The organism is Citrobacter sp. S46_ASV_140, assembly GCF_018919545.1.
GTDB lineage: Bacteria > Pseudomonadota > Gammaproteobacteria > Enterobacterales > Enterobacteriaceae > Citrobacter > Citrobacter braakii.
In genome coordinates this window covers 1-13,627 of the sequence record NZ_JAHLRC010000030.1, presented here as the reverse complement: position 1 = coordinate 13,627, position 13,627 = coordinate 1, and the positions used below count along the sequence as shown (strand labels likewise).

Genomic DNA, 13,627 nt, shown 5'->3' with positions numbered 1-13,627 from the left:
CTTATCCGGCCTAAAAACTAACGGCTAGTCATTTTGTGAAAAATATCTCCAGTCAGGAGAGGGCTAACTGTTGCCTGAAGAAGGGGAAATCATGACGAAATTAACCTGTTTCAAAGCCTACGATATTCGCGGCAGGCTGGGCGAAGAGCTGAATGAAGAGATTGCGTGGCGAATTGGCCGCGCTTACGGCGAGTTCCTGAAGCCTAAATCTATTGTTCTGGGCGGCGATGTGCGTCTGACCAGCGAGACGCTAAAGCTGGCGCTGGCGAAAGGGCTGCAGGATGCGGGGGTGAATGTGCTGGATATTGGCATGTCGGGCACCGAAGAGATTTACTTCGCCACCTTCCACCTTGGCATTGACGGCGGTATTGAAGTGACCGCCAGCCATAATCCGATGGATTACAACGGCATGAAGCTGGTGCGGGAAGGGGCGCGGCCCATCAGCGGTGATACCGGTCTGCGCGACGTGCAGCGCCTGGCGGAAGCCAACGACTTCCCGGCGGTTGATGCGACAAAACGTGGTCACTATCAGCGTATTACTACCCGCGATGCCTACATCGACCACCTGCTGGGTTACATCAATCCCGGCAGCCTGAAACCGATGAAGCTGGTGCTCAACTCCGGCAACGGTGCGGCAGGTCCAGTGGTTGACGTCATTGAAGCCCGTTTTAAGGCGCTGGGGGTGCCGGTCGAGTTCATCAAAATTCACAATACGCCGGATGGCAACTTCCCCAACGGTATCCCCAATCCTCTGCTGCCGGAATGCCGGGCCGACACGCGCAATGCGGTGATTGAACACGGTGCGGATATGGGGATTGCCTTCGACGGTGATTTTGACCGCTGCTTCCTGTTCGATGAAAAAGGTCAGTTCATTGAGGGCTACTACATTGTCGGCCTGCTGGCAGAAGCGTTTCTGGAGAAGAATCCGGGGGCGAAAATTATCCACGACCCGCGCCTGTCCTGGAATACCGTGGACGTGGTGACGGCGGCAGGCGGTAAACCGGTGATGTCAAAAACCGGGCACGCGTTTATCAAAGAGCGCATGCGCCATGAAGATGCCATTTATGGCGGTGAAATGAGCGCGCATCACTATTTCCGTGATTTTGCTTACTGCGACAGCGGAATGATCCCGTGGCTGCTGGTGGCGGAACTGCTGAGTCTGAAAGGACAGTCGCTGGGTGAACTGGTCCGTGACCGGATGGTGGCCTATCCGGCGAGTGGGGAAATCAACAGCACGCTGGCAGAGCCGGCGGCAGCGATTGCGCGTGTGGAGCAGCACTTTTCCCGTGAGGCGCTGACGGTGGACAGAACGGACGGTATCAGCATGGCGTTTGTCGACTGGCGCTTCAATTTACGCTCTTCCAATACCGAACCGGTGGTGCGCCTGAACGTGGAATCGCGCGGAAATATTCCGTTGATGGAAGCGCGAACGCGCACTCTTCTGGCGTTACTGAATCAGTAATGCCGGTGCTTCCTTTGCCCGCTTATGGGCAAAGGGTGACTAACAGGAACCACGATGACACATCTAAAAAAGCGCGAACGCGCCAAAACCAATGCGTCGTTAATTTCGATGGTGCAACGCTTTTCAGATATCACCATCATGTTTGGCGGGTTGTGGGTGATCTGCGAATTAAGCGGTTTGCCTTTCCTGTATATGCACCTGCTGGTGGCGCTGATCACGCTGGTCGTTTTTCAGATGCTCGGTGGCATAACGGATTTTTATCGCTCCTGGCGCGGCGTCAAAATTTCCACTGAGCTGGTGCTGTTACTACAAAACTGGACGCTGAGTCTGATTTTTAGCGCAGGTCTGATCGCCTTTAATAACGATTTCGATAACCGTCTCGCCGTCTGGCTGGCATGGTATCTGCTTTCAAGCGTCGGCCTGGTGTTGAGTCGTTCGTTTATTCGCTACGGTGCGGGGTGGTTGCGTAATCGTGGTTACAACACCCGCCGGGTGGCGGTGGCTGGCGACCTGCCCGCCGGACAAATGCTGCTGGACAGTTTTCGCCATGAACCGTGGCTGGGATTTGAAGTGGCGGGGGTCTATCACGACCCAATCCCTGGAAAAAACTCCCGCGACTGGGCCGGTAATCTGCAACAACTGGTGGACGACGCCAAAGCTTCACGCATTCATAACGTTTATATCGCCATGTCGATGAGCGATGGCGCCAGCGTAAAAAAACTGGTGCGTGAGTTGGCCGACACCACCTGCTCGGTGATCCTCATTCCTGATGTCTTTACCTTCAATATTCTGCATTCACGGATTGAAGAGATGAACGGCGTTCCGGTAGTGCCGCTGTATGACACGCCGCTTTCGGGGATTAATCGCCTGTTAAAGCGCGCGGAAGATATCGTGCTGGCTTCACTGATCCTGCTGCTTATTTCCCCGGTGCTGTGTGGTATTGCGTTGCTGGTAAAACTGACCTCCAAAGGTCCGGTGATTTTCCGCCAGACCCGCTATGGCATGGACGGGAAGCCGATCAAAGTCTGGAAGTTTCGCTCGATGAAAGTGATGGAGAACGACGCGGTGGTAACGCAGGCGACGCAAAACGATCCGCGCGTTACCCCTGTGGGAAATTTCCTGCGCCGGACGTCGCTCGATGAACTGCCGCAGTTTATTAACGTCCTGACCGGGGGGATGTCTATCGTCGGGCCACGTCCGCATGCGGTGGCGCATAACGAACAGTACCGCCAACTGATCGAGGGGTACATGTTACGCCATAAGGTGAAACCGGGCATTACCGGCTGGGCGCAAATCAACGGCTGGCGCGGTGAAACCGATACGCTGGAAAAAATGGAAAAACGTGTGGAGTTTGACCTCGAATACATTCGCGAGTGGAGCGTGTGGTTCGATATCAAAATTGTTTTTCTGACGGTATTTAAAGGCTTTGTGAACAAAGCGGCGTATTAACATGAGCTTACGAGAAAAAACGCTTAATGGCGCAAAGTGGTCGGCGATTGCCACGGTGATCATTATTGGTCTGGGACTTATCCAGATGACCGTCCTGGCGCGGATTATTGATAACCACCAGTTTGGGTTGCTAACCGTGTCGCTGGTGATCATTGCGCTGGCCGATACGCTGTCGGATTTCGGTATCGCCAATTCAATTATTCAGCGCAAAGACATCGGTTATCTTGAGCTGACGACGCTGTACTGGCTCAACGTTGGGCTGGGTATGGTGGTATGTGTGGTGATGTTTCTGCTTAGCGGGACGATTGCCAGCGTGCTCAACAATCCCGAACTGGCGCCACTCATCAAAACCTTATCGCTGGCGTTTGTGGTGATACCGCACGGGCAGCAGTTTCGCGCGCTGATGCAAAAAGAGCTGGCCTTCAACAAAATTGGCATGATTGAAACCAGTTCGGTGTTGGCCGGTTTTACCTTTACCGTGGTCAGCGCCTATTTCTGGCCCCTCGCGCTGACGGCCATTCTCGGGTATCTGGTGAACAGTACGCTACGAACGCTGCTGTTCGGCTATTTTGGTCGCCGGATTTACCGTCCGGGGCTGCATTTTTCGCTGGCATCCGTTTCGTCGAACCTGCGTTTTGGTGCGTGGCTGACGGCAGACAGCATTATCAATTACCTCAATACCAACCTTTCCACGTTGGTTTTAGCCAGAACGTTGGGCGCAGGTGTGGCGGGCGGATTCAATCTCGCCTGGAACGTGGCGGTTGTTCCCCCGATCAAACTGAACCCGATTATTACCCGTGTCCTGTTTCCGGCGTTTGCCAAAATTCAGGACGACAGTGAAAAGCTACGGGTGAATTTTTACAAGCTGCTGTCGGTGGTCGGGATCATCAACTTCCCGGTACTCCTGGGATTGATGGTGGTGTCGAACAATGTGGTGCCGCTGGTATTTGGCGAGAAGTGGAACGGTATTATTCCCGTCTTGCAACTGCTGTGCATTGTTGGACTGCTGCGCTCTGTGGGGAATCCGATCGGTTCACTGCTGATGGCGAAAGCACGGGTCGACATCAGCTTCAAATTCAATGTGTTCAAAACCTTTCTGTTTATTCCCGCCATTTTCATCGGTGGTCATCAGGCCGGGGCGATTGGCGTGACGCTGGGCTTTTTGCTGGTCCAGGTGATTAACACGATCCTCAGTTACTTCGTGATGATCAAACCTGTTCTTGGCTCCAGCTACCGCCAGTACATGCTCAGTCTGTGGCTGCCGTTATATCTCTCTTTACCTACCCTTGTGGTGAGCTATGCGCTGGACGTAATGCTGCGCAGCCAACTGTCGCCAGGCGCGTTGCTGGGGATCCAGGTAGTGGCAGGAGCACTGGCGTTCGCGGCGATGATTGTGGTGTCGCGCCATCCGTTAGTGGTGGAAATAAAACGCCAGCTCTGCCGCAGTGAAAAAATGAAAACCTTGCTTCGTGCAGGATAAGAACAACGCTTTAAGAGGTCATAATGAAACTATTAATTTTAGGCAACCATACCTGTGGGAACCGTGGGGATAGCGCGATTCTGCGCGGTTTGCTGGATGCCATTAACGCGTTGCGTCCTGAGACTGAAGTGGATGTTATGAGCCGTTATCCGGTGAGTTCTTCGTGGTTGCTGAACCGCCCGGTGATGGGCGATCCGCTGTATTCGCAGATGAAGCAACACAATAATGCTGCGGGCGTTATGGGACGCGTGAAGAAAGTGTTGCGTCGTCGCTATCAGCATCAGGTGCTGCTCTCGCGTGTCACCGATTCCGGTAATCTGCGCAATATCGCTATCGCCCAGGGGTTTACCGATTTTGTTCGTCTGCTGTCGCGCTACGACGCCATTATCCAGGTCGGCGGATCGTTTTTTGTCGATTTGTATGGCGTACCGCAGTTTGAACATGCCCTGTGTACGTTTATGGCGAAAAAACCGCTGTACATGATTGGCCACAGCGTGGGGCCATTCCAGGATGAACAGTTTAATCAACTGGCGAACTACGTTTTTGGACACTGTAATGCGTTGATTTTGCGTGAATCCGTCAGTCTGGATCTGATGAAGCGCAGTGCAATAAACACGGATAAAGTCGAAACCGGGGTAGATACCGCCTGGCTGGTAAATAACCATGATGAGGATTATGAGCCTGGTTATGCCGTACAGCACTGGTTACACATGGCGGCAAAACAGAAGACTGTTGCCATTACTCTGCGTGAGCTGGCTCCTTTTGATAAGCGTCTGGGGACAACGCAGCAGGCCTATGAGCAAGCTTTTGCTGGGGTAGTGAACCGCATCCTTGATGAAGGTTACCAGGTGATAGCGCTGTCAACCTGTACCGGTATTGATAGTTACAACAAAGATGACCGCATGGTGGCGTTGAACCTGCGCCAGTATATTAACGACCCAGGCCGTTATCACGTGGTGATGGATGAACTCAACGACCTGGAGATGGGGAAAATTTTGGCTGCATGCGATCTGACGGTGGGGACTCGTTTACACTCGGCCATCATCTCGATGAATTTTATGACGCCAGCCATCGCCATTAATTATGAGCATAAATCGGCAGGGATCATGCAACAACTGGGGTTAGCAGAGATGGCCGTCGATATTCGCCATCTGCTCGATGGCAGCCTGGAAGGGAAGGTCGACGATGCTCTCGGACAGCTACCTGAGCTGAACATACGTCTCGGCGACGCGGTTAGGCGTGAGCGTGAACGTGGGGTGAACATGGTGCAATCGGTTTTAACGCGTATTGAGGGGGAAAAATGAAGGTTGGCTTTTTCCTGCTTAAATTTCCGCTCTCCTCCGAGACCTTTGTACTCAATCAGATTACCGCATTTATCGACATGGGCTACGACGTGGAAATTGTCGCGTTGCACAAGGGCGATCTTGAAAATACCCATGCTTCATTTAATACCTACCGTCTGGGTGAAAAAACGCGCTGGTTACTGAATGAGCCGAACAGCAAACTGGCGAAGCTTAAGTATAGGGCAGTGGCGGCCCTGCGCGGTATTACCCGCTCAGCCACCTGGAAAGCGCTGAATGTTTCACGCTATGGCGATGAGGCGCGCAATCTGATTTTGGCGGCCATTTGTGGCGCGAACCCGCGGGCGTTTGAAGCGGATGTGTTTATCGCTCATTTTGGACCCGCAGGCGTAACGGCCGCCAAGCTGCGTGAGCTAGGGATGATCCGCGGCAAAATCGCCACGGTATTTCACGGCATTGATGTTTCGCATCGGGATGTGCTTGCCCACTACACCCCTGAATATCAGCAACTGTTTGAACGTGGGGATTTGATGTTACCCATCAGCAACCTCTGGGCCGGACGTTTAAAAAATATGGGGTGCCCGCCGCAGAAAATCGCGGTCTCGCGCATGGGAATCGATATGACGCGCTTTACGCCCCGCCAGTTGAAATCGCCAGCCGCACCGCTGGAGATTATCTCTGTAGCCCGGTTAACTGAGAAAAAAGGACTGCACGTTGCCATCGAAGCCTGTCGTCAGTTGAAAGAGCAGGGCGTTGCATTCCGTTATCGCATCCTTGGCATTGGCCCCTGGGAGCGTCGTCTGCGTACGCTAATTGAGCAATATCAACTTGATGATGTGATTGAGATGCCTGGCTTTAAACCCAGCCATCAGGTGAAGGAAATGCTTGAGCAGGCGGATGTCTTTTTGCTGCCGTCGATCACCGGAAGGGATGGCGATATGGAGGGGATCCCGGTGGCGCTGATGGAGGCGATGGCAGTGGGGATCCCGGTGATTTCCACCGTCCATAGTGGGATCCCTGAACTGGTCGAGTCGGGCAAGTCTGGCTGGCTGGCACCGGAAAACGATGCGCAGGCGCTGGCAGAGCGATTAGCGGCATTTAGCCTGCTCGACAGTGAGCAGGTGCAGCCGATTGTGCAGTGCGCGCGAGAAAAAATTGCAGCTGAATTTAATCAGTTAGCGATCAATAAACAGTTAGCCAGTCTGCTGCAAACGATGTAAATCGAGGTTGTATGTCAGAGAAAAAACTCTCACGCCGTACTTTTCTGGCGGCAGGCTCTGCGCTTGTCGTGCTGCATTCTCCCGTTGTTCGGGCGCTAGAATCACCGGGCAGCGTCAACATTCAGGATTACAACCCACAGGATTGGGTGGCTTCTTTCAGGCAGGCGTTCAAAGAAGGACAAACGGTCGTCGTACCAACAGGCCTGGAATGTAAGGATATCAATACCGCCATCGTTATCCCGCCAGGCAAAACGCTATTCCTGCAAGGGCGAATAAGTGGCAATGGCCGTGGGCGCTTTGTTCTGCAGGATGGATGCAAGGTGATGGGCGAGCAGGGCGGGAGCCTGAGGAACGTTACCCTCGATGTGCGGGGGGCGGACTGTGTGATAAAAGGGATTGCCATGAGCGGTTTCGGTCCGGTGACGCAAATCTATATCGGCGGTAAAACCTCGAGGCTGATGCGTAATCTGACGATCGATGATATTACCGTCACGCGCGCTAACTATGGCATTTTGCGTCAGGGTTTTCATAATCGAATGGACGGCGTAAAGATCACGAACAGCCGTTTTAGCGATTTACAGGGTGATGCAATTGAGTGGAATGTGGCGATAAACGACAGCAATATCCTCATTTCTGACCATGTCATTGAACGTATCAACTGTACCAACGGCAACGTGAACTGGGGCATCGGCATCGGTCTGGCGGGGAGTACCTATGACAATACCTATCCTGATGAACTGGCGGTAAAAAACTTTGTGGTAGCGAACATCACCGGTAGCGACTGTCGACAGCTAGTCCATGTAGAGAACGGCAAACACTTTATTATTCGTAATATTACCGCGCGAAATATCACCCCGGATTTCAGTAAGAAAGCGGGCATTGATAATGCGACGGTCGCTATTTACGGATGTGATAATTTCGTAATTGATAATATCAATATGGAGAATAGCGCAGGTATGCTCATTGGTTACGGCGTAATCAAAGGGCGTTATTTATCCATTCCACAAAACTTTAAGTTAAATAATATTCATCTGGATAATACGAAACGTGAATACAAATTGCGCGGTATTCAGATCTCCTCTGGTAATGCGACTTCATTTGTGGCGATCACCAACGTGGAGATGAAGCATGCCACGCTTGAGTTGCATAACCAACCACAGCACCTTTTTTTACGTAACATCAGGGTTATGCAGCAATCCGCGACGGGACCTGCACTCAAGATGCACTTCGATCTCCGTCAGGATGTGCGGGGCAAGTTTATGGCTAAACAGGACACATTACTCTCGCTGGCGAATGTCCATGCGGTAAACGAAACCGGGCAAAGCTCAGTTGACATCGACCGGGTAAACCATCAGGTGGTGAATGTCGAAGCGGTGAATTTTCGACTCCCGGGACGGGAGCTGTAACTTTGCGACCATTCCTGGCTAAAGTGACACTCCCTGGGATTAAGATTACTGCATTGCGAAGTTAAGCGGCGTAACATACGCTGCATCGGAGTAATGTAATTCATACTGGCTAAAACAAGCTAAAAAGCTATAATTCAGCAACAATTGAATAGGTGAATGACTTAATGATTAATTTGAAAGCAGTTATTCCGGTAGCAGGTCTGGGGATGCACATGTTGCCTGCCACGAAGGCAATCCCTAAAGAGATGCTACCGATCGTAGACAAGCCGATGATTCAATACATTGTCGACGAAATTGTAGCTGCAGGTATCAAAGAAATCGTGCTGGTGACTCATGCGTCTAAGAACGCGGTTGAGAACCACTTCGACACCTCTTACGAACTCGAATCGTTGCTTGAGCAGCGTGTTAAGCGCCAGCTATTAGCCGAGGTGCAGTCTATCTGTCCTCCAGGCGTGACTATTATGAACGTTCGTCAGGCTCAGTTACTGGGCCTGGGCCATTCAATTCTTTGTGCTCGCCCAATTGTTGGGGATAACCCTTTCGTCGTCGTATTACCTGATGTGGTTCTTGATACAGCGAGCGCGGATCCGCTGCGCTACAACCTGGCTGCCATGGTTGCTCGTTTTAATGAGACCGGGCGTAGTCAGGTGCTGGCTAAGCGTATGGAAGGCGATCTGTCTGAGTACTCTGTTATTCAGACCAAAGAGCCTTTAGATAACGAAGGCAAAGTCAGCCGTATCGTTGAATTCATTGAAAAACCAGACCAGCCGCAGACTCTGGATTCCGATCTGATGGCAGTAGGGCGCTACGTGCTTTCTGCTGATATTTGGGCAGAACTGGAGCATACCCAGCCAGGTGCCTGGGGACGTATTCAGTTGACGGATGCTATTGCTGAGCTGGCGAAAAAACAGTCTGTTGATGCCATGCTGATGACAGGCGATAGCTACGATTGCGGGAAGAAAATGGGCTATATGCAGGCGTTTGTTAAGTACGGCCTGCGTAACCTGAAGGAAGGGCCAAAGTTCCGTAAGAGCATTGAGAAGTTGCTCGGAGAATAGGCAAGACGAAAGATTAATTATATTAGTAATACTTCATGAAAAATGGCAGGGGAAGACTCATGATGCTATCAGTATACAGGCATGTCTTCACTGCCTTTTTTATGATAAAAATCAAGTAGTAAAAAGATCAATGCTCTACCTTTTCTTGTAGCAAAAATCGATTTCTTCTTGTTTCTTAGTTAGATTAATACGACAATATTTGGGATGTTTTGGGGCTAAATGTGTCAAAATCTAATCAATAATTGATAGGCTAAGACCCCTCAAAAATTGGAGTGTACAGTACACTGGTAGCTGTTGAGCCAGGGGCGGTAGCGTGCCTGATTAAATTAACATTTTTGTGGCAAAATAAGCTAATTTTATGTTAAAGGCTAATTTAGAAAAATATAAAATTAAATAATTTAACACGTAATTAGCATAAAAGATTAATACAATTTCGGAGACTACATGACTATACTTGTGACAGGTGGCGCTGGTTATATTGGTTCACATACCGTTTTACAGTTAATTGAGGGCGGATATGATGTGATTGTGCTTGATAACCTGAGTAATTCATCTCAAGAGTCACTTCATCGTGTTGGTTCTTTGGTTTCGAAAAAAATTACATTCATTGAAGCTGATATCAACGATAAACAAAAACTTGAAGAAGTTTTTAAAAACTACGATATCGATGCAGTGATTCATTTTGCAGGATTAAAATCTGTGGGTGAGTCGGTAAAAAAACCGCTGGAATATTATATTAATAATGTCAGTGGGACCCTCACCCTGCTTGAAGTTATGAAGCAAGCAAGTGTTTATAAGTTCATTTTTAGTTCGTCCGCAACTGTTTATGGTAACCATTCTCCGGTTCCCAACCTGGAGGAATATCCTATTGGAAATGCTTCCTGCCCCTATGGAACTACTAAAGTCATGCTGGAGCAGGTTTTATCAGACTATGCGAAATCTGATGATAAATTGAAGATTATTGCTCTTCGTTATTTTAACCCTACAGGCGCACATCCTAGTGGTCTTATTGGGGAGGACCCGAACGGCATTCCAAATAATCTTGTCCCTTATATTTCTCAGGTTGCTATTGGAAAATTAGAAAAATTGTCCGTTTATGGTGGCGATTATGAAACCATTGATGGAACAGGGGTACGCGACTTTATCCATGTAGTAGATCTTGCCTCAGGCCATGTTAGTGCTTTAAGGCATATTGATAAATTACAAGGATATGACGTTTTTAATCTTGGCACCGGCAATGGTGTATCAGTTTTACAAGTAATTGATGCCTTTGAAAAGGCAAGTGACCAGAAAGTTAACTATGAAATTGTCGCCAGGCGAGAGGGCGATATAGGATCTTCTTGGGCTGATGTGTCTAAAGCAGAAAGGGTTTTAGGCTGGAAAGCCAAGTACAATATTGAAGATATGATGGCTCATACCTGGAATTGGCAAAAGCAAAACCCTAATGGCTATGGAAGCTAGTACTTATCTATTTAATATCATAATGGCGTATCAATGAATTTATTTTTCATAGTCGATAAGTTGGATTGGGCATTCGGAAAAATAGCCCAAAATATAGCAAAAGAGTTGAGTGACTTTAATGTAAAAATAGTTTGCACCGATGATTTTAAAACGGTGGCGGACCTTGTTTTACACTTGGATAAAAACGTAAAAGAAAAGAGTATCTTACACTTTTTCTGGCGTGACTATCTCATGGAAGTGATGAACTTCACTCAGCGGAATCCCCAATATAAAGAAATTTTGATCAGTAATATTGTCACCACACATATTCCTGATCACCTATTCACTTATGATGATATCGCGAACTATGAGAGACGAATTCCTCTTATGAATTTTGTGGATGGGTATTTTGTTACATCCGCAAAGTTGAAAGAGCTATATTCTGAACTGTCTGATTTTCCACCTCCTCATAGTGTTATCTATGATAATCCAGAAATTCCTATGAGCGAAGGAAATAGTCATGATAATAGCGATAGAAAAAAAATCGTATGGATTGGAAATAGCAAATGGGGCGAATATCTTGGTTATAAAGATTATAAAGGCCTAAATAAAATAGTTTTGCCGGCTCTGGATAAATTAAAAAAATCTGGATATACGTTTGATTTTATTGAGTTTGATAGTTCTAAGGGCAAGACCGAACGTGAAGTAATTCTTAAAACACTGTCTGATGCAGATATTCTACTCATCAGTTCTGAATGTGAAGGTACGCCATTGCCACTTCTTGAAGCAATGGCAAATAGTTGCGCTATTGTGTCAACAGACGTCGGCATAGCAAATGAAGTGTTACCTGAAAAGCAGCGGCAGTATATTGTGTCTCGGGATGCCGAGGCATTTTATGATTCTTTGAGAAATCTTCTTGATGATCAACGTGGTCTTAAAGAATTACAAAGAATGAATTATTTAGCATATCGTCAGCAATTTGTAGATAATGTCCTTATAGCTGATAAATGGGCATTGTTCTTCAAAGACATGTGTTCAAAATCGCAAAATGAATTTAAGAATATATTCCTTCGCGAGCAAAAAGCTCCATCTTTGAAAGAACGTTTAATATCAAAAACTATTTATAATCTAAGCAGGCTTGCTCTCCGTTTGAATTTGATGAATACGCTGAAGCAATACAGCCTGCTACGAAAAATATATTATAAGGTTGCTGGTACAACTACAAATCAAGTTGATTATGATTTGTTGGATGAGTTCTATAGTAATGCAATAGCGGATAAAGAAGTCTTAGCATTTTACTCCGCCTATTGGTCTGGTGTTGCCACATCAACAGCCAGTTTCTTTAAAGATGATAGCATCCAATATCCATACTATTCATATGAGTTCCCACAAGTTTCTAACCATATCTATCTAAACAGGTTGGCTGAAAAACTTGCTGCTTCGAAGACACTAAAAAGTGTGATCATGAGCGGTGGAACACAATTACAAATGGAACTTGCCAAAAAGATTAAGGATTTAAATCCAAAAATAAAAATATTTTTTGCATGGCATGGCTCACCTGCTCAGTGGGTTGACTCCTCGCAATATTCAACTTTTGATGGATGGTATGAACTTTATCGGGAAGGGATTGTTGATGGGGTCATCTCGTTTAAGCCTGAGCTAGATGAAATACTCAATGCATACGGTATTCGTGCATTCTCAGTATCGAACTATGTTGTATCAGGCACTTCGTTTTCTAAAAAGTTAGCTGTACCTGATTCGGCCAATTTCCGCGTCGGTTTGTTTGCCGCAATGTTCAGTTGGTATAAAAATCCATTTCCTCAGTTACTAGCGATTGGTTCATTAAAAGGGTGTGAGCTGGTTACCAACTTGCATCTTGAAAATAATATGAAGTGGATTACCTCAAACATCAAACTTACGGCATTATCAGAGAATTTAAATAATAAGCGGTTTATCGAGCTGCTATCTCGTTTACATGTTGTGTGCTATGTAACGAATACGGAATGTTCACCAATGATCGCGCTGGAATCAGCAAGCGTTGGAACGCCATGCGTTGTAGGTCCAGCCGGAAACATATATAAAGGTTTTCCTGAGTTAGAATTGTATTTGGTTGAAAAAGAGGTTGATAATCCAACTGCAATCAGGAATCGGTTACAATTAGTTCGTGATAATTACGCGGAAGTTAAGGTTTTACTTAACGCATTTGTTTTGGAATACAATTCCAGGTTAGAACTAATTAAAGAGAAGATGTATAAAGAGCTGAAGCAATGAAAGAATCATTAACAGATATATATTTGTCAATAAAATCCTGGCATCTTTGGACTACATTAGGTTGGTTGGAATTAAGGCAGAGATATAAAAGATCCATTGTTGGACCGTTTTGGATTACATTAAGTATGGCGGTCCTTATTATTGCCTTAGGGGTAATTTATGGGGAACTATTTAAATTAGAAGTTAAAGAGTATCTCCCGATGCTAGCAGTTGGTTTGGTGTTCTGGAACTTTATTAGTGGCGTTATAAATGAAGGGTGTGTAACTTTCATATCGTCCAGCTCTTTTATAAGTCAGTTACCAACTAAAAAATTCATATACATTATGCAAATGTTATGGCGAAATTTCATGATGCTTTGCCATAATATAGTAATAGTGATTGGTGTGTTGATTATATTCAACGTTTTTTCGTTGAAGAATTTCCCGCTTTTTATACTTGGATTTATGATCGTAGTTGTTAATCTGATCTGGATTGCAACTTTATTTGCAGTAATTTCTGTACGTTTTAGAGATTTTCCGCAAATGGTCATGAGTTTTATGC

10 protein-coding genes are annotated in these 13,627 nt (G+C 47.2%); all 10 read left to right on the top strand.

Translation table 11 applies throughout. The features are described 5' to 3' along the window. Positions 1-91: 91 nt before the first annotated feature. Complete coding sequence (gene cpsG, locus KQJ19_RS10450; protein WP_181221553.1) at positions 92-1,462, top strand: colanic acid biosynthesis phosphomannomutase CpsG; 1,371 nt, start codon at positions 92-94, stop codon at positions 1,460-1,462. 54 nt (positions 1,463-1,516) lie between these two features. Beyond that, positions 1,517-2,911, top strand: a complete 1,395-nt coding sequence (gene wcaJ, locus KQJ19_RS10445; RefSeq protein WP_016156914.1) for an undecaprenyl-phosphate glucose phosphotransferase — start codon at positions 1,517-1,519, stop codon at positions 2,909-2,911. A gap of 1 nt (position 2,912) precedes the next feature. Beyond that, positions 2,913-4,391: a colanic acid undecaprenyl disphosphate flippase WzxC gene (gene wzxC, locus KQJ19_RS10440; protein WP_200051503.1), complete on the top strand. Its 1,479-nt coding sequence runs from the start codon at positions 2,913-2,915 to the stop codon at positions 4,389-4,391. A 23-nt stretch (positions 4,392-4,414) separates the two neighbouring features. After that, positions 4,415-5,695 (top strand): colanic acid biosynthesis pyruvyl transferase WcaK, encoded by a 1,281-nt coding sequence (gene wcaK, locus KQJ19_RS10435; RefSeq protein WP_216403634.1) that lies wholly within the window; start codon positions 4,415-4,417, stop codon positions 5,693-5,695. Continuing rightward, positions 5,692-6,912, top strand: coding sequence for a colanic acid biosynthesis glycosyltransferase WcaL (wcaL, locus tag KQJ19_RS10430; RefSeq protein WP_181221557.1), 1,221 nt, complete (start codon positions 5,692-5,694; stop codon positions 6,910-6,912). The genes wcaK and wcaL overlap by 4 nt, the downstream gene beginning before the upstream one ends. Before the next feature lie 11 nt (positions 6,913-6,923). Next, positions 6,924-8,318, top strand: coding sequence for a colanic acid biosynthesis protein WcaM (gene wcaM, locus KQJ19_RS10425; protein WP_216403633.1), 1,395 nt, complete (start codon positions 6,924-6,926; stop codon positions 8,316-8,318). Between the two features lie 164 nt (positions 8,319-8,482). Further along, entirely contained in the window at positions 8,483-9,376 is an 894-nt protein-coding gene (gene galF, locus KQJ19_RS10420; protein ID WP_000609089.1) for a GalU regulator GalF, read from the top strand. Between the two features lie 444 nt (positions 9,377-9,820). Then, the gene (gene galE, locus KQJ19_RS10415) at positions 9,821-10,837 is read left to right on the top strand and encodes a UDP-glucose 4-epimerase GalE (protein ID WP_216403632.1); all 1,017 of its coding nucleotides are present in this window, start codon (positions 9,821-9,823) and stop codon (positions 10,835-10,837) included. A gap of 33 nt (positions 10,838-10,870) precedes the next feature. Next, positions 10,871-13,087, top strand: coding sequence for a glycosyltransferase (locus KQJ19_RS10410; protein ID WP_216403631.1), 2,217 nt, complete (start codon positions 10,871-10,873; stop codon positions 13,085-13,087). Further along, positions 13,084-13,627 (top strand): O89/O101/O162 family O-antigen export ABC transporter permease subunit (gene wzm / locus KQJ19_RS10405; protein WP_216403630.1); only part of this gene is annotated, 544 nt, incomplete at its 3' end. The genes KQJ19_RS10410 and wzm, both read left to right, overlap by 4 nt.